Origin of the sequence: Streptomyces sp. NPDC059456 (genome assembly GCF_042750055.1) — a bacterium.
GTDB lineage: Bacteria > Actinomycetota > Actinomycetes > Streptomycetales > Streptomycetaceae > Streptomyces.
In genome coordinates this window covers 1-25,922 of record NZ_JBHYVA010000036.1, presented here as the reverse complement: position 1 = coordinate 25,922, position 25,922 = coordinate 1, and the positions used below count along the sequence as shown (strand labels likewise).

Below are 25,922 nucleotides of genomic sequence, written 5' to 3'. Positions count from 1 at the left end.
GTGGTGTGGGGGGGGGGGGCCCCCCCGGCGGCCCGTGGGGGGCGACACTCCGGGGTGCTTTGCCCCCCCGGCCGCGGCCGCGCGGACCCGCCGCGGACCGGTGACCATGAAGCTTCTTATGTTCCTTTTGTCCGACTAGCTGCATAGCAGCGCATCCTGGCACCCGCCCCGCCCGCTTCCCGGACGACACCGCGCGCCGCGCTGCCACGTTCCTCCGACCGGCCCACACGCACCGCCGCCGGAAAACGGACCCGACAATGGAGGCGTGACCCCCGAAGACTTCGCCGCGCTCCTCACCCCCGAGGGCCGCGCCCTCCTCGACTCGCTCCGCGACCACGACCCGGCCCGGGAAATCGCCGTCGCCACCCGGCTGCGCCGCGAGCACCCCGCCGCCCTGGTCTCCGCCGCGCTCGGGCAGGCCCGGCTGCGGCAGCGCGCGGTGGCGAAATTCGGTGCCGAGGACGCGTTCCGGATGTACTTCACGCCCGGCGGCGGCGAGATGGCCACCCGCGCCCCGGTGGCCTCGTACCGCGCGGGGCGGCTCGCGGCCCTCGGCGTGCGCAGCGTCGCGGACCTCTGCTGCGGCATCGGCGGGGACGCCCTGGCCCTGGCCCGGCTCGGCATCCGGGTCCTGGCCGTGGACCGCGACCCGCTGACCGTCGCCGTCGCCCGCGCCAACGCCGAGGCGCTGGGGCTGGCGGAGCTCATCGAGGTCCGCGAGGCGGATGTGGCCGACGTGGACACCTCCGGGTACGACGCCGTCTTCCTCGACCCCGCCCGCCGCGGCGGCCGCGGCCGGATCTTCGACCCGGAGAGCTACTCGCCGCCGCTGTCCTGGGCCGTGGAGGCCGCCCGTACGGCCGGGTACGCCGCCGTCAAGATCGCCCCCGGGGTCCCGCACGAGGCCGTGCCGCCGGAGGCCGAGGCCGAGTGGATCTCGGACCAGGGGGACGTGAAGGAGGCCGTGCTGTGGTTCGGGACCGCGCCCGGCACCGTGCGCGCCACCCTGCTGCCCGGACCGCGGACCCTGCACACCGCCGATCCGCTGCCCGATCCCGCGGCCGGGCCGGTCGGCCGCTACCTCTACGAGCCCGACGGAGCCGTGATCCGCGCCCACCTCGTCGCCGAGGTCGCCGAGCAGCTGTCCGGCCGGCTCATCGACCCGACCATCGCGTACATCACCTCCGACGAGCTGCGCGCGACGCCGTACGCCACCGCGTACGAGATCACCGACGTGCTGCCGTTCGGGCTGAAGAAGCTCAAGGCGCTGCTGCGCGAGCGCGAGGTGGGCATCCTGACCGTCAAGAAGCGCGGTTCCGCCATCGAGCCCGAGGAGCTGCGCAAGAAGGTCAAGCCGCAGGGGCCGCATGCGGCGACCGTGTTCCTGACCCGGGTCGCGGGCGCCCCGTCGATGCTGATCGGCTCGCCCGTCAGCGCACCGTAGGGCCGCCGCGGAAGGCGCGCACCGCCCACCGGTAGTGCGCGCCGGCCTTGCCGAGGCCCAGCAGGCCGGTGATCCACAGGATCATGCCGAGTCCCATGTAGTACGTGACCTCGCCGTACGTGGTCATGCCCGGGCGGGCCGACGCCGCGGACCCGAAGGTCACGTACAGCCCGAACGCGCCCACCGCGAAGGAGGCCAGCAGCCAGGTCAGGCTCCGGCCGGGGGCGCGCACGCGGGCGTCGGCGGCCGGGTCGCGGTCGGACTCGGCCCAGGCGCACAGCAGCCCGCGCACCAGCCGGTCGCGCTTGGCGCCCCGGGCGAACCAGAACCCGGCCGGGACGAGCACGCCCGCGCCGAGCAGGGCGAAGATCAGGCCGAAGACGTACGCGAACGGGTCGCCCGGCGTCTCGAAGGACATCAGGGCCATGCCGACGAAGGACCAGCCGAGCGCGAAGACCGCGGCGACGGCCCACAGCAGCAGCAACCGCCCCAGGCCCAGGCTGCGCCGGCCGAGGTCGTCCAGGAAGCGCGCCCGGTCGGCCCGTACAGCGTTCTCGTCCAGCCAGGCGCGCACGTCGGCTGGGGGCGGCGGGGGCGGCAGGTCGCGGCGAGACATGCACATGACGATATCCGCACGTGGCCACAGGCCCGCTCCGGAGGTGCTGGAGCGGGCCTCGTGCGTCAACTCCCGATGGTCTCCACGGACTCGAACCGCCAGCGGTGCACCGGCCGGGTGATCAGGTCGGCGGCGGGCTCGGGGAGTTCGGGCAGTTCGGCCGCCACGCCCTCGGCCGCCTCCCACCACGTGACGACCAGCACCCGGTCCTGCGGGGCCCGCAGCAGTTCGCGGCGCACGGGCTCGCGCGCCAGCACCTGCGAACGGGCCCACTCCAGCAGTTCGTTGCCCCGGCCCTCGGCGGCCCGGGCCTCCCACATCAGCGCGACGGTGCTCATCAGTACAGGTTGTCCTTGCTCAACTCGTGCACGTGGTCGTGGTCGTGACCGTGTGCGTGCCCGTGGCCGTGTGCGGTGCCCGGCACGTGCGGGTCCGTCACCGGCAGCGAGGAGTCCGCCGACAGGTCCCAGTCCGAGGCCGGCCGGTTCCGCTTGACCATCTCGGCGCCCAGCGCCGCGACCATCGCGCCGTTGTCCGTGCACAGCTTCGGCCGCGGCACCCGCAGGATGATCCCCGCGGCGTCGCACCGCTCCTGCGCCAGCGAGCGCAGCCGGGAGTTGGCCGCCACACCGCCGCCGATCATCAGGTGGTCGACGCCCTCGTCCTTGCACGCGCGGATCGCCTTGCGGGTCAGCACGTCCACCACGGCCTCCTGGAAGGACGCCGCGACATCGCGTACCGGCACCTCCTCGCCCGCGTTCCGCTTCGCCTCGATCCAGCGGGCGACGGCCGTCTTGAGGCCGGAGAAGGAGAAGTCGTACGCCGCGTCGCGCGGCCCCGTCAGCCCGCGCGGGAAGTTGATCGCCTTCGGGTCGCCCTCGCGCGCGAGCCGGTCGATGACCGGGCCGCCGGGGAAGCCCAGCTGGAGCACGCGCGCGATCTTGTCGAAGGCCTCGCCCGCCGCGTCGTCGATGGTCGCGCCGAGCGGCCGTACGTCGGAGGTGATGTCCGGGGCGAGCAGCAGCGAGGAGTGTCCGCCGGACACCAGCAGCGCCATGGTCGGCTCCGGCAGCGGGCCGTGTTCCAGCTGGTCCACGCAGATGTGGGAGGCCAGGTGGTTGACCCCGTACAGCGGCTTGCCGAGGGCGTACGCGTACGCCTTGGCCGCCGAGACGCCCACCAGCAGGGCCCCCGCGAGGCCGGGGCCCGCCGTGACGGCGATGCCGTCGAGGTCGCGGGCGCTGACGCCGGCCTCCTTGAGGGCGCGGTCGATGGTGGGGACCATCGCCTCCAGGTGCGCGCGGGAGGCGACCTCGGGCACGACGCCGCCGAAGCGCGCGTGCTCGTCGACGCTGGAGGCGATCGCGTCCGCCAGCAGGGTCGTGCCGCGGACCACGCCGACGCCGGTCTCGTCGCAGGAGGTCTCGATGCCGAGGACGAGGGGTTCGTCAGCCATGGGTCTCACCTTGTACGGGTCCGTCTGCGGTGACGGAGCTAGCGGGATCGGAAAGGCGCATCACGAGCGCGTCGACGTTGCCGGGCTGGTAGTAGCCCCGCCGGAAGCCGATCGGCTCGAAGCCGAAGCGCTCGTAGAGCTTCTGGGCACGGGTGTTGTCCACCCGGACCTCCAGGAGCACCTCGGCGCACTCGAAGGCGGTGGCGGCGCGCAGCAGGTCGGTCAGGAGCCGGGCGCCGAGCCCGGTCCCCCACTGGTCGCGCGCGGCCGCGATGGTCTGTACGTCGGCCAGGTCGCCGGCGGCGGCCAGCCCGGCGTAGCCGACGACACGGCCGCTGCCGGGGTCCTCGGCGACGACGTAGCGGCGGGTGGCGTGCGGGCCGCGGGCGTGGGCGAGCTCGGACCAGAACATGCCCGCGGACCAGGCGTCCTCGGGGAACAGCTCGTGCTCCAGTGCCAGCACGGGCTCGATGTCCCACCAGCGCATCTCGCGGAGCACTGCGGTCGCCGGGGTCACTGCGGGGTGACCACCTTGTAGTTCTTGGGCACCTGCGCGTCGGGCCGGCGCAGGTAGAGCGGCGTCGGGGGCAGGAACTCCTGTCCGGCCGCGAGCCGTTCCACGGCCAGGGAGGCCAGGGCGGCGGCGCTCTGGTGCTCGGGGGCCCGCGCGTCGGTGAAGACGTCCGGGTACAGGAGCGCGCCCTGGCCCACGGCGGGCAGGCCGGCGACCTGCTCGGCGATGTCGGCCGGGCGGTCCACGGCGGGCTCGCCGACCCGCGTGCGCGGGTCCTCGTACCGGGCCCAGTAGACCTCCTTGCGCCGCGCGTCGGTGGCTACGGTGAAGGGGCCCTCGATCCCGGCGGCTTCCGCGGCGTACGCGAGGCCGTCGAGGGTGCACAGGCCGTGCACGGGGATGCCGAGCACCGTGGCGAAGGTGGAGGCGGTGACGAGGCCGACGCGCAGCCCGGTGTAGGGGCCGGGGCCGACGCCGACGACGATGCCGGTGAGGGCGTCGAGCGTGAGCCCGGCCCCGGCCAGGACCTTGTCGACGGAGGGCAGCAGCAGCTCCCCGTGGCGGCGGGCGTCGACCTGGTTCGACTCGGCGAGGACGGACTCGCCGTCGTGCAGGGCGACGGTGACGGCGGGCGTGGCGGTATCTACAGCGAGCAAGAGCACGCGAACAGCCTACGACTCCGGGGGCCCGGGCCCTCGCGGCCGGTCACGGGGCAGCCCGGCTGCTACCTTCGACCCAGGTATCGGCCGGGGTCCGGGCCGGGGCAGACTGCCCGGGCGGCGCTCCGGTACCGGGGAAGCACGGGAGAGGTGGAGCAAGGTGGCACGCAGCAGCTCGGGAATCGTGGCCGGGCTCACCGTGGCGGCGCTCGCCGTCGTCGGCTTCCTCGGGTACCAGGCCTCCGCGTCCGCGCCCGCGCACCCCGCCAAGGCGGCCCCGCCGGTGGCGGCCCCCTCCCCCGTCCCGTCCGCGCACGCGGGCGAGGAGACGAAGCCGGTGGCGGTGCCGAACGCGTCGGGCACCGGCTCGCGGGTCGTCTACTCGGTCAGCCTGAAGCGCGTGTGGCTGGTCGGCGAGGGCGGGCAGGAGCCGAAGTCGTTCGCGGTCAAGCCGAGCACGGCGCACCCGAAGCCGGGCACGTACCTGGTGAACTCGCGCTCGGGCGCGGTCACCGGCTCGGACGGGGTGCCGATCGAGCACGTCGTGCGGTTCGCCACCGCGGACGGTGTGGTGGTCGGGTTCAGCGCCCGGGTGGACGGCGAGATGCCCGAGCCCGACGCGAACAAGAAGACCGGCGGCATCCGCATGACGCGGACCGACGGCGATGCGATGTGGGCCTTCGCGACGATCAACTCGAAGGTCGTCGTCGTCCCCTGACCCCGTGGCGCGCCGCCGGTCGGCGCCCCTCCGCGGATTCACCCGTACGGACTACGGCACGTCCGGGCCCTCAGGCCGCCTCGCACTCCGGGGCGGCCTGTTCGCGTCCGTCGGGCCCGGGGGCCCGGGAGGCGGCCGGGACGTGTTCGCGTGCGGGCGGTGTCGAGACGGCGGTGGCAGCGGCGCCCGCTGCGAGCAGCGCCCCCACGGACACCACGGACGGGCGGGGGTGGCGCTGCACTCCTGCTGCGGACATGGCTGCCTCCTGGCTCGGGCCGGCCCGTACTTAGGTAGGCCTAACCTGCCCTCTGTACCATGTGACCACGCGCGACTCCATCGGCGCAATATCTTGCCGACGAGTTGTCGGTACGTTTTCCGCGGCCCGCCCGCGCCGCGTCCGCAGCTCCCCGCGGTACCCCTGGCGGTACGCGTCGCATACCGCCCCGCTGCTAGCGCGCCGGAGACGCCGAGAGCGCCGCCAGGGCGTCCGGCGCCGACCAGCGTGCCCCGATCCCGCGCACGGAGACCTCCCGTACGTCGTCCAGGACCTCCTCGTGGCCGACCGCCCGCGCGATCACCACGTGCAGCCGGTCGTCGGAGAGCTCCTCGACCTTGCCGTCGCCCCATTCCACGACGACCACGGACTCGGGCAGCGAGACGTCGAGGTCCAGGTCCTCCATCTCGTCCAGCCCGCCGCCGAGCCGGTACGCGTCCACGTGCACGAGGGCCGGCCCGCCGCGCAGCGAGGGGTGGACCCGGGCGATCACGAAGGTCGGCGAGGTCACGGCGCCCCGTACGCCCAGCCCCTCGCCCAGGCCCCGGGTCAGCGTGGTCTTGCCCGCGCCGAGCTCCCCGGTCAGCAGCACGAGGTCGCCGGGGCGGAGCAGGCCGGCGAGGGTGCGGCCCAGCTCCTGCATGGCCTCGGGCGAGTCGACGGTGATGCGCGCCTCGGCGTCGGCCGGCTCAGTTGCCTGCCGCGGTGCCTGACGGTGTGGTGCTCGCGGCGCTTCCAGCGGTACTTCTTCCATGCCCGCCAACGTTAGTCGCTGCGGGCACCGCACCGGTGCGCGCCAGCAGCTCGGTCAGCAGGGCGGTCACCGTGTCGGGGTACTCCAGCATCATCAGGTGCCCGGCCGATTCGAGGACCACGAGCTCGGCGGCCGGCAGCGCGTCCTTGATGGCCTGGCTGTGCGCGGCCGGGGTGACCATGTCACGGTCGCCGCCGATGACGGTGACGGGGATGTCGGCGAACCGCTGGAGGGCGGCGCTCTTGTCGTGGATCTGGAAGGCCGGGTAGAACTCGGCGACCACGTCGATCGGGGTGGCTTCGATGAGCCGCTCGGCGAACCGGGCGACGCCCGGGTCGACCTCGCGGGGGGCGCCGAACGAGTACATCTTGATCATGCCGGCGAACAGGTCGGCTGTGGCCCGGCGGCCCTTCTCCACGAGTTCCACCTGCGAGCCGAGCGCCTTGAGCACGGGCGGCAGGATCCGGCGGACGGCCCCCATGCCGACCGAGGGCAGCCCGTACGTGACCTGGTCGAGGTGCCCGCTGGAGGTGCCGACCAGGGCGACGCCGATCACCCGGTCGCGGATCAGCTCGGGGAACTGCTCGGCCAGCGCCATGATGGTCATGCCGCCCATCGAGTGGCCGACCAGGACCAGCGGGCCCTCGGGCGCGGCGGCGTCGATGACGGCCTTCAGGTCGCGGCCGAGCTGGTCGATGGTCACGCGCTCGCCGTCGGCCTGGGCGAATCCGCGTGCGCTGCGGCCGTGGCTGCGCTGGTCCCAGTACACGGAGCGGGCCAGTCCGCGCAGGGCGGCGCGCTGGAAGTGCCAGGAGTCCTGGGCGAGGCAGTAGCCGTGGCAGAACACGACGGTCGGCGCGGCCGGGTCCTTGCGGCGCAGCCGGGCCCGCTTCTTCGGGCCCTCGGGCGGCTCGTCGACCTCGTAGTAGAGCTCGGTGCCGTCCTCGGCGTAGCAGGCGCCCGCGGTCCCGCGCAGCGAGCCGTAGTCCCCGGTGGCGTCGAGCGCGAGGCGCGCCTTGCGGCGCATGCCGCGCCCCACGGTGATCCGTTCGACCGCGACGCCGGCGGCCGCTCCTGCGGCTATCACGCCGATCGCGGCGCCGGCCCAGCCGGCTTTGCGCCAGTTCTCGCTCACGCCGTCCTCACTCAGCCCTCAGCCGCCCAGGTAGACCCGGGGAACGCGCGCCCCGATACGGGTGACGATCTCATAGGCGATGGTGTGTGCCGCTTGAGCCCAGTCCTCGGCGGTGGGCTCGCCGTGTTCGCCGGGGCCGAAGAGGACGGCCTCGTCGCCGGCCCGTACCAGGTCAGCGCCGAGGTCGACGACGAACTGGTCCATGGCGACCCGGCCGGCGACGCGGCGGACCTTGCCCCCGACGGAGACCGGGCCGCGGCCGGAGGCGTGCCGGGGGATGCCGTCGGCGTACCCGGCGGGGATGAGGGCGAGGTTCGTCTCGGCCTCGGTGACGTAGTGGTGCCCGTAGCTCACCCCGTGGCCCGGGGGCACGGTCTTGACCAGGGCGACGGACGCCTTGAGGGTCATCGCGGGCCGCAGGCCCAGCTCTTCGGAGGTGCCGAGCTCGGGGGCCGGGGACACGCCGTAGACGGCGAGGCCGCAGCGTACGAGGTCGTAGTGGCTCTCGGGCAGGGTCAGCGTCGCGGGCGAGTTGGCGATGTGCCGGACCTCGGGCTCCACGCCCTCCTTCTCCGCGTACGCCAGCATGTCGCGGAAGGCGGCCAGCTGGAGCGGGACGGAGGGATGGCCCGGCTCGTCGGCGCAGGCGAAGTGGGACCAGAGACCGGTGATCCGGACCGTGCCCTCGGCCTGGGCGGCGACGGCCGCGCCGACGAGCTCGGCCCAGTCGGCGGGCTGGCAGCCGGCCCGGCCGAGGCCGGTGTCGGCCTTGAGCTGGATCCTGGCCGGGCGGCCGGCCGCGTGCGCGGCCTTGCGGACCTCGTCCAGGGCCCACGTCGCGCTGACGGAGATGTCCAGGTCGGCCTCGACGGCCGCCTGCCAGGGCCCGCCGGGGGTCCACAGCCAGCACATGATCCGCCCGCCGATCCCGGCGGCGCGCAGGGCGAGCGCCTCTTCGGGGGTGGCGGTTCCGAGCCAGGTGGCACCGGCGTCCCGGGCCGCGCGGGCACAGGGGACCGCACCGTGGCCATAGCCGTCCGCCTTGACGACGGCCATCAGCTCGGCACGGGGCGCCCGCGCGCGCAGTGCGCGTACGTTCGCCCGTACGGCGTCAAGATCGATCTCGGCGTACACGCGCGTCGGTGTCTCGTTCATCGCCCCCAGTCTCTCAGAGCCCGGCCGCGTGGCCTGCGCGACCGTCGTCCACACGGGGCATACCGTCTCATTTCACCCCTGATGGCATATCAACGTCACCTCAGGGTCGGCGGATACCGCGCCACGCCTCCGGCAGGGACTCCGCGATCTGCTGGGCGAGCAGCGGGGCCCCGGCAGCCGCCCGGCGCCCCGCCAGACCGTGCAGGTACGCCGCGACCGAGGCGGCGTCGAGCGCCGGCAGCCCGGCGGCCAGCAGGGAGCCCGCCAGGCCCGACAGGACGTCACCACTGCCCGCCGTCGCCAGCCACGGAGTTCCCGTCGGGTTGACCCGGACGGGGCCGCCGCCGTGCGACACCAGCGTCGTCGAGCCCTTCAGCAGGGCCGTCGCCCCGTACTGCGCCGCCAGGGACCGTACGGACGACAGCCGGGCCGACTCCACCGACTCCCGGTCCACGCCCAACAGCGCCGCCGCCTCCCCCGCGTGCGGGGTGAGCAGGGTCCCGGCCGGCCGGGACCGCAGCACCCGCGGGTCCAGCCCGCGCAGCCCGTCCGCGTCCACCAGCACCGGCACCGGGTCCGCCAGGGCCCGCGCGACCTCCGCCGCCCGGCCCTCACCCAGCCCCGGACCGACCACCCACGCCTGCACCCGGCCCCGCCCGATCAGCGTCTCGGGGTACCGCGCCAGCACCGCGTCCGCCGCCGGCCCGACGTAGCGCACCGCCCCGGCGCCGCCGCGCAGCGCCCCCGCGACGGCGAGCACCGCCGCGCCCGGGTACTGCACCGAGCCGGCGACGATGCCGACCACGCCCCTCCGGTACTTGTCGCTCGACGCCCCCGGCTCCGGCAGCAGGGCCGCGACGTCGGCGTGCTGCAGCGCCTCCGCGTCCGGCTCCGGCAGCGACAGGCCGATGTCCACCAGCCGCAGCGCGCCCGTGCGCGAGGCCCCCGGGTCGATCAGCAGCCCCGGCTTGTACGCCCCGAACGTCACCGTGACGTCGGCCCGGACCGCGGCCCCGGCCACCTCGCCGGTGTCGGCGTCGACCCCGCTCGGCAGGTCCACCGCGACGACCACCGCGCCGGCCGGGATCCGCTCCACCAGCGCCGCCGCGGCCGGCCGCAGCCCGCCGCGCCCGCCGATGCCGACGAGCCCGTCCAGCACGAGGTCGGCCCGGCCGGGAACGTCCTGCTCCACGCGGCCCCCGGCGGCCAGCAGCGCCCGCAGCCCGCCCGCGTGCACCCGCTCCGGATCCATCGGCACCGCCGTCACCGCGGCCCCGCGCCGGGCCAGCCGGGCACCCGCGTACAGCGCGTCGCCGCCGTTGTCCCCGGGCCCCACGAGCAGTACCACGCGCGCCCCGTACACCCGGCGCAGCAGCCCCGCGCAGACGGCGGCCAGCCCGGCCGCCGCCCGCTGCATCAGGGCGCCCTGCGGCAGCCGGGCCATCAGCTCCCGCTCGGCGGCCCGTACGGTCTCCACGCTGTAAGCAGTACGCATGGCACCAGCCTGCCCGAAAACCCCGCGGAGGCGGCCTATCCCTCGGCGATCACCACGGCCGACGCGATGCCCGCGTCGTGGCTCAGCGAGACGTGCCAGGACTTCACGCCCAGCGCCTGCGCCCTGGCCGCGACCGTCCCCGACACCCGCACCCGCGGCTGCCCGGTCTCCTCGACGTACACCTCGGCGTCGGTCCACAGCATGCCGCCGGGCGCGCCCAGCGCCTTGGCGAGGGCCTCCTTGGCCGCGAACCGGGCGGCGAGCGAGGCGGTCCCGCGCCGCTCGCCGCTCGGCAGCGTCAGTTCGGAGTCGACGAACAGCCGCTCGGCCAGTTGCGGCGTACGCGCCAGCGACGCCCCGAACCGCTCGATCTCGGCAACATCGATCCCCACACCGATAATCACAACGCCAACTCGCTTCGCTACTCCACGGTCACCGACTTCGCGAGGTTACGCGGTTGGTCCACTTCGTTGCCGCGGGCGGTCGCCAGCTCGCACGCGAAGACCTGCAACGGCACGGTCGCCACCAGCGGCTGGAGCAGCGTCGGCGTCGCCGGGATCCGGATCAGGTGGTCGGCGTACGGGACGACCGCCTCGTCGCCCTCCTCCGCGATCACGATGGTCCGCGCCCCGCGCGCCCGGATCTCCTGGATGTTCGACACGATCTTGTCGTGCAGCACGGAGCGCCCGCGCGGCGACGGCACGACCACCACCACCGGCAGGTCCTTCTCGATCAGCGCGATCGGGCCGTGCTTGAGCTCGCCCGCGGCGAAGCCCTCGGCGTGCATGTACGCCAGCTCCTTGAGCTTGAGCGCGCCCTCCAGCGCCACCGGGTACCCGACGTGCCGCCCGAGGAACAGCACGGTGTCCTTGTCGGCGAGCGAGCGCGCGAGGCGCCGTACCGGCTCCATGGTCTCCAGTACGGTGTCCACGGCCGCGGCGATGTCGGACAGCTCGCGGATCACCGCCTCGATCTCGTCGCCCCACTTCGTGCCCCGGACCTGCCCGAGGTACAGCGCGACCAGGTAGCAGGCCACCAGCTGCGTCAGGAACGCCTTGGTCGAGGCGACGGCCACCTCCGGACCGGCGTGCGTGTACAGCACCGCGTCCGATTCGCGCGGGATCGTCGACCCGTTCGTATTGCAGATGGCCAGCACCTTTGCGCCCTGTTCGCGCGCGTGCCGCAGCGCCATCAGGGTGTCCATGGTCTCGCCGCTCTGCGAGATCGCGACCACCAGCGTCCGCTGGTCCAGGATCGGGTCGCGGTAGCGGAACTCGCTCGCCAGCTCCGTCTCGCACGGGATGCGGGTCCAGTGCTCGATGGCCAGTTTCGCGATCATGCCCGCGTGGTACGCCGTACCGCACGCCACGATCACGACCTTGTCGACCTCCCGGAGCACCGAGACGGGGATGCGCACCTCGTCCAGGCTCAGCGAGCCGCTCGCGTCGATCCTGCCCAGGAGGGTGTCGGCGACGGCCTTGGGCTGCTCGGCGATCTCCTTGAGCATGAAGTAGTCGTACCCCCCCTTCTCGGCCGCCGAGGCGTCCCAGTCCACGTGGTACGCCCGCACGGTCGCGGGCGCACCGCCGAAGTCGGTCACCGTGACCCCGTCCCGGCGCAGCTCGACGACCTGGTCCTGTCCCAGCTCGATCGCGGACCGGGTGTGGGCGATGAACGCGGCCACGTCCGAGGCGAGGAAGTTCTCCCCCTCGCCGACGCCCACCACGAGCGGGGAGTTCCGGCGGGCCCCGACCACCACGTCCGGTGCGTCGGCGTGCACCGCGACCAGCGTGAACGCCCCCTCCAGACGCCGGCACACCTGCCGCATGGACTCCGCGAGGTCCCCGCACGCGCCGAAACGCTCGGCCAGCAGGTGGGCGACGACCTCGGTGTCCGTCTCGGACTCCAGCCGGTGCCCGCGCTCGGCCAGTTCGGCGCGCAGCGCGGCGAAGTTCTCGATGATGCCGTTGTGCACGACGGCCACCCGGCCCGCGTTGTCGAGGTGCGGGTGGGCGTTGACGTCGGTGGGCCCGCCGTGGGTCGCCCAGCGGGTGTGCCCGAGTCCCGTGGAGCCGGCCGGCAGCGGATGCCCGACCAGTTCCTTCTCCAGGTTGACCAGTTTTCCGGCCTTCTTGGTGGCAGCGAGCTCCCCGTCGGCGAGCACGGCGACCCCCGCCGAGTCGTAGCCGCGGTACTCCAGCCGCTTGAGTCCGGCGATGACCACATCGAGCGCCGACTGCGCTCCCACGTAACCCACAATTCCGCACATACGGCGCAGCGTACGCGGAAGTCGGCCGCCTGCCCCGTACCTGAACAAGACGAAAAACCCGCCCCGGCGAATGCGCCGGGGCGGGATCGACGGACGACTCGAACAGCTCTGCGGGCCGGGGTTCAGCCGAGCTTCTTGACCTGCGCGTCCACGACCGGCTTGGGCTGCTCCGCCGTGCCGGCCAGGCTCAGGCCGTAGAACGACGCCAGGGTGTTGCCCCTGCGCACGACGACGAGCTGCGAGGTGGTCTTCTCGCCGTCCGCTTCGGCCTCCACCACGTACGCCAGGGCGGCGTCGCCCGCGGTGACCGGGGCGCCGGCACCGACCTTGGAGATCTTGACCTTGTCCGGGCCGCTGGTCACGCCGTATCCCCCGGCGCACGCCGTGCCGGCGGTCTTCAGCGCGGTGAAGGCCTCCTCCGCGCCCTTGCCGTCGTAGGAGGCGAGGGTGACCTGGGTGACGGTGCCGGAGAGCGCCTCCAGGCCGGCCTTCAGCTTGTCCTCGGGGGCGGCGGTGGCGGACGCGCCCTTCGGCTTGGCGGTGACCTTGGTGCGCGCGACGCCCGTGGACGCCCCGACCGGCGCGCCGGACTGCGCCTTGACCAGCGGCAGGCAGTCGGCCTTGTCGGAGGTGGCGGCCCCGGCCGCGGCGGCCTCGTCCGCGCCCGGCGCCTTGAAGACGTGCTCCGGCAGGTCGGCCCGGGCCACGAGCAGGCCGGCCAGCTCCGCGTCCGTCTTCCCCTTCGCGGCCGGGGCCGCGGACGACGCGGCGGCGGACGGCCCGGCGTCGGCCTTCTTGTCGTCCGCCTGGCCGGAACCGCAGGCGGTGGCCAGCAGGGCCAGGGACACCGCGGAGGCGGTCAGGACGGTACGACGGACAAGGGTGCTGTGCACGAAAGGTCTCCCCCGGAAAACGACAACGGCAACGGCGGCCGCAAGGCAACCGCCATGATCGGCAATCTACGGGGCCGCCCGACCGGGGGCAGCCCGCTTCCCGCGGCGGGCCCGCGTTCGTGACCGGGGCGAGATCCACTCGCGTCCGGACCGCGCCCGGGTCCGGAACCGCCACAGGACATCCCGCGGACACCGCACCGCCGGCCGCGGGGCCCCGCACGTGACCGACCACACCACCCACAACCGCCCCCGAGCCACGACAATGGCCCTGTGATCACTTCGCCGCCACGAAGCACGCCGGACAGCGCGATGGAGCGCCCCGACCGGCCCGAGCGACCCCACCGCCGGGCCGAGGTCTCCCCGTACGTCGACCTCACCCGCGCCGAGTGGAGTGCGCTGCGCGAGCGCACCCCGCTCCCCCTGACGGCCGACGAGGTCGAGCGGCTGCGCGGTCTCGGCGACGTCATCGACCTCGACGAGGTCCGGGACGTCTACCTCCCCCTCTCCCGCCTCCTCAACCTCTACGTCGGCGCCACCAGCAACCTCCGCGGCACCCTCAACACCTTCCTCGGCGACGCCGGCAACGGACACGGCGCCCAGCAGGGCACCCCCTTCGTCATAGGGGTCGCAGGGTCCGTCGCCGTCGGCAAGTCCACCGTGGCCCGCCTGCTCCAGGCCCTGCTGGCCCGCTGGCCGGAGCACCCGCGGGTGGAGCTGGTCACCACCGACGGGTTCCTCTACCCGATGAAGGAGCTCCAGCGGCGCGGGCTGACCTCCCGCAAGGGCTTCCCCGAGTCGTACGACCGGCGCGCGCTCACCCGCTTCGTCGCGGACATCAAGGCGGGCAAGGACGAGGTCAGCGCCCCCGTCTACTCGCACCTGATCTACGACATCGTCCCCGGTGAGCAGCTCGTCGTACGCCGCCCGGACATCCTGATCGTCGAGGGGCTCAACGTGCTCCAGCCGGCCCTGCCCGGCAAGGACGGCCGTACGCGCGTCGCGCTCGCCGACTACTTCGACTTCAGCGTGTACGTGGACGCCCGGCCCGAGGACATCGAGCGCTGGTACCTCAACCGGTTCCGGAAGCTGCGCGAGACCGCCTTCCAGAATCCCTTCTCCTACTTCCGCAAGTACACCCAGGTCTCCGAGGAGGAGGCCATGGAGTACGCGCAGACCATGTGGCGCACGATCAACAAGCCCAACCTCCTGGAGAACGTCGCCCCCACCCGCGGCCGCGCGACGCTCGTCGTGCGCAAGGGCCCGGACCACAAGGTGCAAAAACTCAGCCTCCGCAAGCTCTGACCGCCTCGCGGCGGGGGTGCGGACCGGGCCGGACCCGGCCCCCGGGCCCGGGGAACGCCACGGCCCCGCCCCCCGCGAGCGGCGGGTGGCGGGGCCGGTACTGCGTCCGGAGTCGGCCGGGGCTAGCCCAGTGCCGACTTCACGACGTCCGCGAGGCGCCCGGCGACCGCGCGGGCCTGCTCGATGTCGGCGGCCTCGACCATCACCCGTACGAGCGGCTCGGTGCCGGACGGACGGAGCAGTACGCGGCCGGTGGTGCCCAGCTCGCGCTCGGCGTCGGCGACGGCCGCGGCCAGCTCGGCGGAGGTCTTGACCCGGGACTTGTCCACGTCGGGGACGTTGATCAGCACCTGCGGCAGCCGCTGCATGACACCCGCGAGCTCGGCCAGCGAACGGCCGGTGGCCGCGACGCGCGCGCCCAGCATCAGGCCGGTGAGCGTGCCGTCGCCGGTGGTGGCGTGGTCGAGGATGATCACGTGCCCGGACTGCTCGCCGCCGAGCGCGTAGCCGTGCTCCTTCATCGACTCCAGGACGTACCGGTCGCCGACGCCGGTCTGCACGACCTGGATGCCCTCGCCCTCCATGGCCAGCTTGAAGCCGAGGTTGGACATCACGGTGCCGACGACGGTGTTGCCGCGCAGGGAGCCCGCCTCGCGCATGGCCAGGGCCAGCACGGCGAGGATCTGGTCGCCGTCGACCTCGGCGCCGGAGGCGTCGACCGCGAGGCAGCGGTCCGCGTCGCCGTCGTGCGCGATGCCGAGGTCGGCGCCGTGCTCGACGACGGCCTGCTTGAGCAGACCCAGGTGGGTGGAGCCGCAGCCGTCGTTGATGTTGAGGCCGTCCGGCTCGGCGCCGATGGTGACGACCTCGGCACCCGCCCGGGTGAAGGCCTCGGGCGAGACGCGGGCGGCCGCGCCGTGCGCCTCGTCCAGGACGATCTTGAGTCCGTCGAGGCGGTTGGGCAGGACCCCCATGAGGTGGGCGACGTACTTGTCGAAGCCCTCGTCGTAGTCGGAGACGCGGCCGACGCCGGCGCCGGTCGGACGGTCCCAGGGGGCGCCGGTGCGGTGCTCCTCGTAGACGGCCTCGATGCGGTCCTCCAGCTCGTCGGCGAGCTTGTGGCCGCCCCGGGCGAAGAACTTGATCCCGTTGTCGGGCATCGCATTGTGGCTGGCGGAGAGCATCACGCCGAGGTCGGCGCCCAGCGCACCGGTGAGATACGCCACCGCCGGGGTGGGCAGCACACCGACGCGCAGGACGTCCACCCCCGCGCTCGCGAGGCCCGCGACGACCGCGGCCTCCAGGAATTCGCCGGAGGCACGGGGGTCGCGCCCGACGACCGCGGTCGCCCGGTGGCCCGCGAAGGTGCCCGCCTCGGCGAGTACGTGGGCAGCCGCCACGGAGAGACCGAGCGCGAGCTCAGCCGTCAGATCCGCGTTGGCGACGCCGCGTACACCGTCCGTCCCGAAGAGTTGTCCCACCGTTGTCCTCCCGAGTTCACGCTTCGTTTGTGACCGCTTGTGACATGTATTTGCCGCTTGTGGCGGTAAACGAACCGCCCCGACAGCACGGAGAGTGCTGCCGGGGCGGTTTGTTGCTGAACAGCAGGCGCAGATTAACGCTTGCTGTACTGCGGGGCCTTACGGGCCTTCTTGAGACCGGCCTTCTTGCGCTCGACCGCACGGTCGTCGCGGGAAAGGAAGCCGGCCTTCTTCAGCGCCGGGCGGTTGTTGTCGACGTCGGCCTCGTTCAGGGCACGGGCCACGCCGAGGCGCAGGGCGCCGGCCTGACCGGAGACGCCGCCACCCGCGATGCGGGCGATGATGTCGTAGCGACCGTCGAGCTCGAGGAGCTTGAACGGCTCGTTGACTTCCTGCTGGTGCACCTTGTTGGGGAAGTAGTCCTCAAGGGTGCGACCGTTGATCTTCCACTTGCCGGTGCCCGGAACGATCCGGACGCGGGCGATGGCGTTCTTGCGACGGCCCAGGCCGGCGGCCGGCTGCGGGTCGCCGAAGCGGCCGGCAAGGGACTCGGAGGTGTAGTCGCCCTCGACGACGACCTCAGACTCGGTGGTGTACTCCTCGACGCCCTCGAACTCTTCGACGGGGGTCTCGGCGGTGGTCTCGGCCACGATGCTCCTCAGAATTTTCTACGTCTTAGGGGGTGGCCGGAACTACTGCGCGACCTGGGTGATCTCGAACGGCACCGGCTGCTGGGCAGCGTGGGGGTGCTGGTCGCCCGAGTAGACCTTCAGCTTCGAGAGCATCTGACGGCCCAGGGTGTTCTTGGGGAGCATGCCCTTGACGGCCTTCTCGACGGCCTTCTCCGGGTTGTTCGCCAGGAGGTCGTCGTAGCGCACGGAGCGGAGACCGCCCGGGAAGCCGGAGTGGCGGTACGCCATCTTCTGGGACGCCTTGTTGCCGGACAGGTGCACCTTGTCGGCGTTGATGATGACGACGAAGTCACCCATGTCCATGTGGGGCGCATAGGTCGGCTTGTGCTTGCCCCGCAGGAGGGCAGCGGCCTGGGTCGCCAGACGGCCGAGGACAACGTCCTGGGCGTCGATGACGAGCCACTGGCGCGAGATGTCGCCGGGCTTGGGGCTGAACGTACGCACGCGTATGCCTTCGCTTCTTCAGTGGTGGTATCCCAAGGGCGCAAGCCCCACGGGAAGGTCCTGACAGGGTCACCACGGACGATCACGACAGCCCTCGTTCACATCGGGGACGCAACCCGTGTGAACCGCTGGTCATCGGTCCGGTGGACCGGCGTAAGGCCCTTTCACGTGAGAATGAGAAAGCCAATACGCATAACAAACCAGCAGGATACCCAAGCAGACCCGTACGGGTCAAAACGCGGTCCGCGATGCCGATTCTGCTGGCGTCGCGGCGCACTCCGGTTCGGTCCTGGGTGGGGACCCCGCAGTTGTTACGGGTCCCAGAGTAACCCGGCCGGAGAGCAGCGCACGACGCGCCAGCAGGAACGCGAGCCCGCACAGGGTGGCGCAGTCCTTGAAGGCGCGCCGTTTGTGGGCCAGCTCGGAGGGCCACGGAACCAGCGCCACCTGGGGCGTCAGGGCCAGCCAGAACCAGGGCGAGCGGGGCATCGAGCCCGGCCGCACCGCCGAGGCCAGCAGCAGCGGAAGCACCACCAGCAGGTAGTGGTCGAAGGACGGCCGCGAGACCAGGAATGCGGCGAGCATCACCATGCAGGCCGTCTCCGCGAGCCGCAGCTCTCCCCCGTCCTCGTCCCCCGGACCGTCCGTCCGCCGCCACCGCCGCCACACCGCGACCAGCCCGCCCAGCGCCCCCGCCCCCGCGAGCAGCACCGCGACGGGCTCCGGCACCCCCAGCCGCGGCAGCACCGCGATCGGCGAGGCGTCCCAGGGCAGCGCGTACGCGTCCTGCCCCTGGAGCAGGAACGGCAGCGTCTTGGTGACGAACAGCGTCGGACTCGGCATCATCAGCGCCCCGAGCAGGGAGACGCCGAGCGGCACCAGCACGGCCACGGCCAGCCCCCGCCACTGCCGGGCCAGGACGAAGAGCAGCCCGACCGGCACCAGCATGGGCTTGCAGGCGACGGCCAGTCCCACCACCAGCCCGGCCGCCGCCCACGACCGGCGCTGCGCGAACAGCAGCGCCACGGGCAGCGCGGCCGCCGAGATGGCGGTCCAGTTGCCGATCAGCACGAGGTTCACGTACGGCTTGTAGGCCAGGGCCAGCGCGGCGAACCCGCCGACCGCGAAACGGGAGCGCGCCGGCACCGAGAACAGCCGCAGCGCGGCCCACCAGCCGACGGCCAGCAGGGCGGACATCGCCAGGGGGAGCACCCAGCGCAGCACCGGCTGCGGCAGCAGCGCCTCGGGCACGGCCATGATCACGGCGCTCGGGAGGTACAGGAACCGCTTGTCCTCGTACGGGGACCCGCCCGCCAGCAGCGTCTGCGCGGCCTTGACCACGAAGGCGTTGTCCGAGCCCCAGTTCTCCCGCAGGCTGGTGGAGACCGCGATGCCGAGCACCACGGCCAGCGCCACCGCGTGCCAGGGCCCGGACGCCGGCCGCAGCAGCCAGGCCACCAGCCGGTGACCGACCGAGGGATCCCGTACGGTGTCCCATCCCCTGAGCCAGGTGCCAGGCCGCAGCCGCACAACGCCTCCCCGATCGGCGCCCGGGGCGGTCTCCCCCCTCGGCGCTTCCGCTCGACCCTACGTTCGCCCCACCGTCGACCGGGGGCCGAAGCCCCGCTCAGCGCTTCCGCTCGACCCTGCGTTCGTCCCAGACGGGTTCCTGAGTCTCTCGTACAACACCGTCCGAGCCGAAGACCAGGAAACGGTCAAATGTCCGCGCGAACCACCGGTCGTGCGTGACGCACAGCACAGTGCCCTCGTACGACTCCAGGCCCTCTTGGAGCGCCTCCGCCGACTCCAGGTCCAGGTTGTCCGTCGGCTCGTCCAGCAGCAGTGCCGTGGTGCCGGCCAGCTCCAGCAGCAGGATCTGGAACCGCGCCTGCTGGCCGCCCGACAGCTTCTCGAACGGCTGGTCCCCCTGGCGCTCCAGCTCGTACCGGCGCAGGACCCCCATGGCGGCGCCGAGCGGCTTCGCCGCCTCCGTCCACAGGATGTCGACGAGGGTGCGGCCGAACAGTTCCGGATGGGCGTGCGTCTGCGCGAAGTGGCCGGGGACCACCCGCGCGCCCAGCTTCCAGTCACCCGTGTGCTTGACGTCCTCGCCCGCCAGCAGCCGCAGGAAGTGCGACTTGCCGGAACCGTTCGAGCCGAGCACCGCGACCCGTTCCCCGTAGAAGACCTCCAGTGAGAAGGGCTTCATGAGGCCCGTGAGCTCCAGGTTCTCCACGGTCAGCGCGCGCACGCCGGTCCGGCCGCCCTTGAGCCGCATCTTGATCTCCTGCTCGCGCGGCGGCTCCGGCGGCGGGCCGGCCTCCTCGAACTTCTGGAAGCGCGTCTGCATCGCCTTGTAGCGCGAGGCCATGTCGGGGCTGATCGCCGCCTGGTTGCGCAGGCGCAGGACCAGCGCCTTCAGCCGGGCGTGCTCCTCGTCCCAGCGCCGCTTGAGCTCCTCGAAGCGCGCGAAGCGCTCCTTGCGGGCCTCGTGGTACGTGCCGAAGCCCGAGCCGTGCACCCACACGTCGGTGCCCGTGGGGCTCGGCTCCAGGCTGACGATCTTCTCGGCGGCCCGGGAAAGCAGCTCCCGGTCGTGCGACACGAAGAGCACCGTCTTGCGGGTGGCCTTGAGCTGCTGCTCCAGCCACCGCTTGCCCGGGACGTCCAGGTAGTTGTCCGGCTCGTCGAGCAGCAGCACCTCGTCCGGCCCGCGCAGCAGCGCCTCCAGCACGAGCCGCTTCTGCTCACCGCCGGACAGCGTGCGCACCTCGCGGAACTGCGCGGCGTCGTACGGGATGGCCAGTGCGGCCATGGTGCAGACGTCCCACAGGGTCTCCGCCTCGTACCCCTGGACGTCGGCCCAGTCGCTGAGCGCCTGCGCGTACGCCATCTGCGCGGCCTCGTCGTCCACCGTCATGATCAGGTGCTCGGCGTGGTCGACGGCCTTCGCGGCCTCCCGGATCCGCGGCTGGGCCACGGACACCAGCAGGTCGCGGACCGTGGTCTCGTCCCGTACGGAGCCCACGAACTGCGACATCACGCCGAGGCCGCCGCTGACGGTGACCCCGCCGCCGTGCGGCTGGAGATCACCGGAGATCAGTTTCAGCAGGGTGGACTTGCCGGCCCCGTTCGCCCCGACCAGGGCGACGACCGACCCCTCCCCCACGCGGAAGGAGACGTCGGGGAGCAGGACCCGCCCGTCGGGAAGGTAGTACTCCAGGTGGCTGGCTTCGAGATGTCCCATGCCGGGCATTGTCCAGGCCAGGCGCCCGTCGGCCCAAACGGATTAGCGTGGGGTCAGCAGCAGCCCTTGCCGGGCAGGGTGCGCATGTTCCGCGCCTCCTTGCTGCGGGCGGCCAGCAGCTCGTCCGCCGGGTAGCCGACCTCCTCCAGGGTGAGCCCGTGCGGCTTGACGACGTGCACCGAGGAGTCCCGTACGGCGGCACGCAGGACCTTCCCGGGCCAGTCGGTGGGCCGGTGCCCGTCGCCGACGTGCAGCAGGGCGCCGACCAGCGAGCGGACCATGTTGTGGCAGAAGGCGTCCGCCCGGACGGTCGCGGTCACGATCCCGTCCTCGGCACGCTCCCAGCTGAGCTGCTGGAGGGTGCGGATGGTCGTGGCGCCCTCGCGCTTCTTGCAGTACGCGGCGAAGTCGTGCTCGCCGAGCAGCGCGGCGGCGGCCTCGTTCATGGCGTCCACGTCCAGCGGCCACTGGTGCCACAGCACGTGCCCGCGGCGCAGCGGGTCGACGCCGCCCTGGTGGTCGCCGACGCGGTAGGCGTAGCGGCGCCAGATGGCCGAGAACCGGGCGTTGAAGCCCTCCGGGGCCTCGGCGACCTTCCACACGCGGACGTCGTGCGGCAGCCGGCCCGCGAGCCGGCGCAGCAGCTTGTCATGGTGCTCGGCCCACACGTCCTCGGCGATGTCGAACTGGGCGACCTGTCCGCGGGCGTGCACGCCCGCGTCGGTCCGCCCGGCGACGGTCAGCTCGACCGGGTACGGCAGGCGCATCACGGTCTGCAGGGCCGACTCCAGCTCGCCCTGCACGGTCCGCAGCGTCCGCTGCTTCGCCCAGCCGGAGAAGTCCTTGCCGTCGTACGACAGGTCCAGCCGTACCCGGACGTGCCCGGGCTCCACCTCGTCACTCACGTGACACATCCTCTCAGCTGCATCTTTCGAACCAATGCAGAACGGGCCCGCCCCCGGAAGGGGCGGGCCCGTTCAGAGCCGATCAAGCAAGCTCGATCCCGGAGCGGGATCAGGCCTCCTTGGTCTCCTCGGCGGCGGGAGCCTCGGCCACGGCCTCGGCGTCCTTGGCGGCGCGCTTGGTGGCGGCCTCGGCCTCACCAGTGGCCTGCTGGGCGACCGTGAGGGCCTCGACCAGCTCGATCACGGCCATCGGGGCGTTGTCGCCACGACGGTTGCCGATCTTGGTGATGCGCGTGTAACCACCGGGGCGGTTCTCGTAGCGCGGGGCGATCTCGGTGAACAGCGTGTGCACGATGCTCTTGTCCGTGATCGTCTGCAGCACCAGGCGACGGTTGTGGATGTCGCCCTTCTTGGCCTTGGTGACCAGACGCTCGGCGTAGGGACGCAGGCGGCGGGCCTTGGCCTCGGTGGTGGTGATGCGGCCGTGCTCGAAGAGCGCCTTCGCGAGGTTCGCGAGAAGGTGCTTCTCGTGCGCGGCGGAGCCGCCCAGACGGGCACCCTTTGCGGGACGCGGCATGGTGTTACTCCTTCATATCTGCACCGGCCGTGTCAGGTACCGGTGTCAGTTCCCCCGGGGCGGCCGCCCCGGGAAAGTCTTCTCAGTACTGCTCGGTCTCGACGAAACCGGCGTCCGCGTCGTCGTCGGCGCCGAAGGCGTCGGCTGCGGCGGTCGGGTCGAATCCGGGCGGGCTGTCCTTGAGGGCCAGGCCCATGCCGGCCAGCTTCGCCTTGACCTCGTCGATCGACTTCGCACCGAAGTTGCGGATGTCGAGCAGGTCGGCCTCGGAGCGGGCGACGAGCTCACCCACGGAGTGGATGCCCTCGCGCTTGAGGCAGTTGTACGACCGGACGGTGAGCTCGAGCTCCTCGATCGGCAGCGCCAGGTCGGCGGCCAGGGCGGCGTCCGTCGGGGACGGGCCCATGTCGATGCCCTCGGCGTCGATGTTGAGCTCGCGGGCCAGACCGAACAGCTCGACCAGGGTCTTGCCGGCGGACGCCATGGCGTCGCGCGGGCGCATGGCCTGCTTGGTCTCGACGTCGACGATCAGCTTGTCGAAGTCGGTGCGCTGCTCGACTCGGGTCGCCTCGACCTTGTAGGTGACCTTGAGGACCGGGCTGTAGATGGAGTCGACCGGGATGCGGCCGATCTCCTGGCCCAGCTGCTTGTTCTGGACGGCGGAGACGTAGCCGCGACCGCGCTCGACGGTCAGCTCCATCTCCAGCTTGCCCTTGCCGTTGAGCGTGGCGAGGACGAGGTCCGGGTTGTGCACCTCGACACCGGCCGGGGGCGCGATGTCGGCAGCGGTGACCAGGCCGGGACCCTGCTTGCGCAGGTACATCACGACCGGCTCGTCGTGCTCCGAGGAGACGACCAGCTGCTTGATGTTCAGGATGATGTCGGTGACGTCTTCCTTGACACCGGGCACGGTGGTGAACTCGTGCAGGACGCCGTCCACGCGGATGCTGGTGACGGCGGCACCCGGGATCGAGGACAGGAGCGTGCGGCGCAGCGAGTTGCCGAGGGTGTAGCCGAAGCCCGGCTCCAGCGGCTCGATCACGAACCGCGAGCGGTACTCGTCGACGACCTCTTCGGTCAGCGAAGGACGCTGAGCGATAAGCATGTCTGTGTTCCTTCAGTCGTGGACGCCCACTATTTGACGCCCGACATGTACTGCTGGGTACTGCAAGGGTACGGGCGGCACGGCCCCCGAAGGGGTCGTACCGCCCGGACACTCAAAGACGCACAGGTGCGTCCGCTGCGTCAGACGCGGCCTTTCGCTTCGACGAAGCGAAAGGTCCGGCAGTCGTCAGACGCGGCGGCGCTTCGGCGGGCGGCAGCCGTTGTGCGGGGTGGGGGTGACGTCCTGGATCGAGCCGACCTCGAGGCCGGTGGCCTGGAGGGAGCGGATCGCGGTCTCGCGGCCGGAGCCCGGACCCTTGACGAAGACGTCAACCTTGCGCATGCCGTGCTCCTGCGCGCGGCGGGCGGCCGACTCGGCGGCCATCTGCGCGGCGAAGGGGGTGGACTTGCGCGAGCCCTTGAAGCCGACGTGGCCGGCGGAGGCCCAGGAGATCACGTTGCCCGAGGGGTCGGTGATCGAGACGATGGTGTTGTTGAACGTGCTCTTGATGTGGGCGTGCCCGTGAGCGACGTTCTTCTTTTCCTTGCGGCGCACCTTCTTGGCAGCGCCCTGACGACCCTTGGGGGGCATCTAAATCTCCTACGGGAGGTGGTCGGTCCTACAGCGCAAGACCGCTGAACAGGACTACTTCTTGCCCGGCTTCTTCTTACCGGCGATCGCGCGACGCGGGCCCTTGCGGGTACGCGCGTTCGTGCTGGTGCGCTGACCGTGCACCGGCAGGCCACGACGGTGGCGGATGCCCTGGTAGCACTGGATCTCGATCTTGCGGCGGATGTCGCCCTGGATCTCGCGGCGGAGGTCACCCTCGGTACGGAGGTTGGCGTCCACGTACTCGCGGATCTTGACGAGGTCCTCTTCGGCCAGGTCACGAACGCGGGTGTTCGGGTTCACGCCGGTGGAGGCGAGGATCTCCTTGGACCGGGTGCGCCCGATACCGAAGACGTAGGTGAGTGCGATCTCCACGCGCTTTTCGCGCGGGATGTCAACACCGGAAACGCGTGCCATTCAATGGCTCCTGTGTGTTCGGGGGTCTTCCGCAGAACCACTCCCGACCGCCGACCACACCTGATGAGTGGTGGTACGCCCGGGTCCCCGGCCCCCGCCGGAGGTGCCGCCGGCCCTTCTCAGGGCTGGGCGGGCTCTGCGTATGTACGTTTTCTTACGTCGCGCGAAGAACTGCGGAAGGCAGGTCGGTCGGCGTGCGTCAGCCCTGGCGCTGCTTGTGGCGCAGGTTGTCGCAGATGACCATGACCCGACCGTGACGGCGGATCACCTTGCACTTGTCGCAGATCTTCTTGACGCTCGGCTTGACCTTCATGTTGGTGAGGTTCTCCGGGTCAGTGCCACCACCCGTACCGGGACGTCCGCCCAGGCAGGAGTGAGGACAAGATCTACTTGTATCGGTAGACGATCCGGCCACGCGTCAGGTCGTACGGAGACAGCTCCACAACGACCCGGTCATCCGGGAGGATGCGGATGTAGTGCATACGCATCTTGCCGCTGATGTGCGCGAGGACCTTGTGACCGTTCTGCAGTTCCACCTTGAACATCGCGTTCGGGAGGGACTCGATCACGGTGCCCTCGATTTCGATGGCACCTTGCTTCTTGGCCACGCTTCGCCCTTCGAATCGGCTACCTTGATCAGCTCCCCGCTTCGCATGCGGACATGCGGGTGCAAAGGAGCCGACGAGTCAGTCTACGTCAGGGCACCCAGAAAGACGAATCCGGAAAGTTTGCCCTACAGCGTAGATCATTAACCAAGCGGATCCGGCGCCGTGGTCACGCCGTACTCCGCAAGCTTCGCCTTGCCGCAGTCCGGGCTGGTCAGGACGATGGGGCCGGCTTCGGTCAGGGCGATCGAGTGCTCCCAGTGCGAGGACCAGGTGCCGTCCGTCGTGATGACCGTCCAGTCGTCCGCCAGGACCTCCGTCTGGGGGGTGCCCAGGGAGACCATCGGCTCGATCGCCAGGCAGACGCCCGGAACCAGCTTGATGCCCTTGCCCCGCTTGCGCGAGACGTAGTTCAGCAGGTGCGGGTCCATGTGCATCTCGGAACCGATGCCGTGGCCGCCGTAGTCCTCGATGATCCCGTACTTGCCCGTCGCGGGCCGCGGCTGGCGGCGGATGTAGCCCTCGATCGCCTTGGAGATGTCCACGAGGCGGTTGCCGAGCTTCATCGCTGCGATGCCGGCCCACATCGACTCCTCGGTCACCCGGGAGAGCTCCACGAGCTCCGGAGCGTGTCCGGTGCCCACGAACGCCGTGTACGCGGCGTCGCCGTGCCAGCCGTCGACGATCGCACCGGCGTCGATCGAGATGATGTCGCCGTCCTTGAGGACCGTCTTGTCGTCCGGGATGCCGTGGACGACGACCTCGTTCACCGAGGTGCAGATCGTCGCGGGGAAGCCGCCGTAACCGAGGAAGTTCGACTTGGCCCCGGCATCCGCGATGACCTTGCGGGCCACCATGTCCAGATCCCGCGTCGTGGCGCCGGGCACGGCCGCCTCACGGGTCGCCGCGTGGATCGCGGCGACGACCAGCCCTGCCTCGCGCATCTTCGCGATCTGCTCGGGGGTCTTGATCTGGACCATGGGAAGTGCCTTCCACCTTCGGATCTGCGTAATCGGGTCGTCTCAACAGTACGGGGGCGGGGGGGGGCGGGGCACCGCCCCCGCCCAGAGGGAACAAGGGGGGTCAAAGATTTTGGGGTGCACCCCGCCCGCGGGGGAGAGCGCGCCCGCCCCACCGGCGGGGGGGTGTCACACGC

29 protein-coding genes are annotated in these 25,922 nt (G+C 72.0%); 3 read left to right on the top strand and 26 right to left on the bottom strand.

Translation table 11 applies throughout. The features are described 5' to 3' along the window. Window positions 1–265: 265 nt before the first annotated feature. Window positions 266–1,444 (top strand): methyltransferase domain-containing protein, encoded by a 1,179-nt coding sequence (locus tag ACFXA3_RS05875; RefSeq protein ID WP_385182471.1) that lies wholly within the window; start codon window positions 266–268, stop codon window positions 1,442–1,444. Here the strand turns inward: ACFXA3_RS05875 and ACFXA3_RS05870 are convergent. The 5 genes from ACFXA3_RS05870 to tsaB all read right to left on the bottom strand — a co-directional run bounded on the left by ACFXA3_RS05870 (window position 1,431) and on the right by tsaB (window position 4,692). Continuing rightward, entirely contained in the window at window positions 1,431–2,060 is a 630-nt protein-coding gene (locus ACFXA3_RS05870; RefSeq protein WP_385182469.1) for a hypothetical protein, read from the bottom strand. The genes ACFXA3_RS05875 and ACFXA3_RS05870 overlap by 14 nt on opposite strands. Before the next feature lie 65 nt (window positions 2,061–2,125). Next, a complete protein-coding gene (locus ACFXA3_RS05865; RefSeq protein WP_385182467.1) occupies window positions 2,126–2,398 on the bottom strand; it encodes a hypothetical protein in 273 nt (90 codons plus the stop codon). Continuing rightward, window positions 2,398–3,516 carry a tRNA (adenosine(37)-N6)-threonylcarbamoyltransferase complex transferase subunit TsaD gene (gene tsaD / locus ACFXA3_RS05860; protein WP_385182464.1) on the bottom strand — a complete coding sequence of 373 codons (1,119 nt, stop codon included), beginning with the start codon at window positions 3,514–3,516 and terminating at the stop codon, window positions 2,398–2,400. Before tsaD ends, ACFXA3_RS05865 begins: the two co-directional genes overlap by 1 nt. Further along, window positions 3,509–4,033: a ribosomal protein S18-alanine N-acetyltransferase gene (gene rimI / locus ACFXA3_RS05855; RefSeq protein ID WP_385182462.1), complete on the bottom strand. Its 525-nt coding sequence runs from the start codon at window positions 4,031–4,033 to the stop codon at window positions 3,509–3,511. The genes tsaD and rimI overlap by 8 nt, the downstream gene beginning before the upstream one ends. Next, on the bottom strand, window positions 4,030–4,692 hold the full coding sequence (gene tsaB / locus ACFXA3_RS05850) for a tRNA (adenosine(37)-N6)-threonylcarbamoyltransferase complex dimerization subunit type 1 TsaB (protein ID WP_385182459.1): 663 nt from the start codon (window positions 4,690–4,692) through the stop codon (window positions 4,030–4,032). Before tsaB ends, rimI begins: the two co-directional genes overlap by 4 nt. A 157-nt stretch (window positions 4,693–4,849) precedes the next feature. Here tsaB and ACFXA3_RS05845 point away from each other — a divergent pair, with 157 nt between their 5' ends. Then, window positions 4,850–5,407, top strand: a complete 558-nt coding sequence (locus tag ACFXA3_RS05845) for a hypothetical protein (protein WP_385182456.1) — start codon at window positions 4,850–4,852, stop codon at window positions 5,405–5,407. Between the two features lie 70 nt (window positions 5,408–5,477). Here ACFXA3_RS05845 and ACFXA3_RS05840 read toward each other — a convergent pair whose 3' ends face one another. The 8 genes from ACFXA3_RS05840 to ACFXA3_RS05805 all read right to left on the bottom strand — a co-directional run bounded on the left by ACFXA3_RS05840 (window position 5,478) and on the right by ACFXA3_RS05805 (window position 13,382). Further along, window positions 5,478–5,663, bottom strand: a complete 186-nt coding sequence (locus ACFXA3_RS05840) for a hypothetical protein (protein ID WP_385182453.1) — start codon at window positions 5,661–5,663, stop codon at window positions 5,478–5,480. Between the two features lie 193 nt (window positions 5,664–5,856). Further along, window positions 5,857–6,435, bottom strand: a complete 579-nt coding sequence (tsaE, locus tag ACFXA3_RS05835; RefSeq protein WP_376198790.1) for a tRNA (adenosine(37)-N6)-threonylcarbamoyltransferase complex ATPase subunit type 1 TsaE — start codon at window positions 6,433–6,435, stop codon at window positions 5,857–5,859. Beyond that, window positions 6,371–7,570 (bottom strand): alpha/beta fold hydrolase, encoded by a 1,200-nt coding sequence (locus ACFXA3_RS05830; RefSeq protein WP_385182450.1) that lies wholly within the window; start codon window positions 7,568–7,570, stop codon window positions 6,371–6,373. The genes tsaE and ACFXA3_RS05830 overlap by 65 nt, the downstream gene beginning before the upstream one ends. Window positions 7,571–7,588: 18 nt before the next feature. Beyond that, complete coding sequence (alr, locus tag ACFXA3_RS05825) at window positions 7,589–8,725, bottom strand: alanine racemase (protein ID WP_385182447.1); 1,137 nt, start codon at window positions 8,723–8,725, stop codon at window positions 7,589–7,591. Between the two features lie 100 nt (window positions 8,726–8,825). Further along, window positions 8,826–10,220, bottom strand: coding sequence for an NAD(P)H-hydrate dehydratase (locus tag ACFXA3_RS05820; RefSeq protein ID WP_385182445.1), 1,395 nt, complete (start codon window positions 10,218–10,220; stop codon window positions 8,826–8,828). 35 nt (window positions 10,221–10,255) lie between these two features. Beyond that, window positions 10,256–10,624 (bottom strand): holo-ACP synthase, encoded by a 369-nt coding sequence (locus ACFXA3_RS05815; RefSeq protein WP_385182442.1) that lies wholly within the window; start codon window positions 10,622–10,624, stop codon window positions 10,256–10,258. A 17-nt stretch (window positions 10,625–10,641) separates the two neighbouring features. After that, window positions 10,642–12,489: a glutamine--fructose-6-phosphate transaminase (isomerizing) gene (glmS, locus tag ACFXA3_RS05810; protein ID WP_385182439.1), complete on the bottom strand. Its 1,848-nt coding sequence runs from the start codon at window positions 12,487–12,489 to the stop codon at window positions 10,642–10,644. 122 nt (window positions 12,490–12,611) lie between these two features. Then, entirely contained in the window at window positions 12,612–13,382 is a 771-nt protein-coding gene (locus tag ACFXA3_RS05805) for a hypothetical protein (protein WP_385182437.1), read from the bottom strand. A 309-nt stretch (window positions 13,383–13,691) separates the two neighbouring features. On the opposite strand from ACFXA3_RS05805, the gene coaA reads away from it, so the two are divergent. After that, window positions 13,692–14,684: a type I pantothenate kinase gene (gene coaA, locus ACFXA3_RS05800; RefSeq protein WP_385182474.1), complete on the top strand. Its 993-nt coding sequence runs from the start codon at window positions 13,692–13,694 to the stop codon at window positions 14,682–14,684. A gap of 122 nt (window positions 14,685–14,806) precedes the next feature. Here coaA and glmM read toward each other — a convergent pair whose 3' ends face one another. The 13 genes from glmM to map form a co-directional block, all read right to left on the bottom strand. Further along, on the bottom strand, window positions 14,807–16,165 hold the full coding sequence (glmM, locus tag ACFXA3_RS05795) for a phosphoglucosamine mutase (protein WP_385182434.1): 1,359 nt from the start codon (window positions 16,163–16,165) through the stop codon (window positions 14,807–14,809). Between the two features lie 134 nt (window positions 16,166–16,299). Then, a complete protein-coding gene (gene rpsI, locus ACFXA3_RS05790; protein WP_030154718.1) occupies window positions 16,300–16,815 on the bottom strand; it encodes a 30S ribosomal protein S9 in 516 nt (171 codons plus the stop codon). 42 nt (window positions 16,816–16,857) lie between these two features. Then, window positions 16,858–17,301, bottom strand: coding sequence for a 50S ribosomal protein L13 (rplM, locus tag ACFXA3_RS05785; RefSeq protein WP_030154717.1), 444 nt, complete (start codon window positions 17,299–17,301; stop codon window positions 16,858–16,860). 231 nt (window positions 17,302–17,532) lie between these two features. After that, the gene (locus tag ACFXA3_RS05780) at window positions 17,533–18,831 is read right to left on the bottom strand and encodes a glycosyltransferase family 87 protein (RefSeq protein WP_385182431.1); all 1,299 of its coding nucleotides are present in this window, start codon (window positions 18,829–18,831) and stop codon (window positions 17,533–17,535) included. A 97-nt stretch (window positions 18,832–18,928) separates the two neighbouring features. After that, window positions 18,929–20,548, bottom strand: coding sequence for an ABC-F family ATP-binding cassette domain-containing protein (locus ACFXA3_RS05775; RefSeq protein WP_385182429.1), 1,620 nt, complete (start codon window positions 20,546–20,548; stop codon window positions 18,929–18,931). A 53-nt stretch (window positions 20,549–20,601) separates the two neighbouring features. Further along, entirely contained in the window at window positions 20,602–21,453 is an 852-nt protein-coding gene (truA, locus tag ACFXA3_RS05770) for a tRNA pseudouridine(38-40) synthase TruA (protein WP_385182427.1), read from the bottom strand. A gap of 109 nt (window positions 21,454–21,562) precedes the next feature. Continuing rightward, window positions 21,563–22,030, bottom strand: coding sequence for a 50S ribosomal protein L17 (gene rplQ, locus ACFXA3_RS05765; RefSeq protein WP_030298228.1), 468 nt, complete (start codon window positions 22,028–22,030; stop codon window positions 21,563–21,565). A gap of 82 nt (window positions 22,031–22,112) precedes the next feature. After that, the gene (locus ACFXA3_RS05760; RefSeq protein ID WP_007265920.1) at window positions 22,113–23,135 is read right to left on the bottom strand and encodes a DNA-directed RNA polymerase subunit alpha; all 1,023 of its coding nucleotides are present in this window, start codon (window positions 23,133–23,135) and stop codon (window positions 22,113–22,115) included. Window positions 23,136–23,321: 186 nt separating this feature from the next. Further along, window positions 23,322–23,726: a 30S ribosomal protein S11 gene (rpsK, locus tag ACFXA3_RS05755; protein ID WP_003956432.1), complete on the bottom strand. Its 405-nt coding sequence runs from the start codon at window positions 23,724–23,726 to the stop codon at window positions 23,322–23,324. Window positions 23,727–23,780: 54 nt separating this feature from the next. Continuing rightward, entirely contained in the window at window positions 23,781–24,161 is a 381-nt protein-coding gene (rpsM, locus tag ACFXA3_RS05750; RefSeq protein ID WP_007265919.1) for a 30S ribosomal protein S13, read from the bottom strand. Between the two features lie 199 nt (window positions 24,162–24,360). Further along, on the bottom strand, window positions 24,361–24,474 hold the full coding sequence (gene rpmJ / locus ACFXA3_RS05745; RefSeq protein WP_003956441.1) for a 50S ribosomal protein L36: 114 nt from the start codon (window positions 24,472–24,474) through the stop codon (window positions 24,361–24,363). 73 nt (window positions 24,475–24,547) lie between these two features. Further along, window positions 24,548–24,769 (bottom strand): translation initiation factor IF-1, encoded by a 222-nt coding sequence (infA, locus tag ACFXA3_RS05740; protein ID WP_003956442.1) that lies wholly within the window; start codon window positions 24,767–24,769, stop codon window positions 24,548–24,550. A 140-nt stretch (window positions 24,770–24,909) separates the two neighbouring features. Beyond that, window positions 24,910–25,746, bottom strand: a complete 837-nt coding sequence (gene map / locus ACFXA3_RS05735; RefSeq protein WP_030298227.1) for a type I methionyl aminopeptidase — start codon at window positions 25,744–25,746, stop codon at window positions 24,910–24,912. Between the last annotated feature and the right edge of the window lie 176 nt (window positions 25,747–25,922).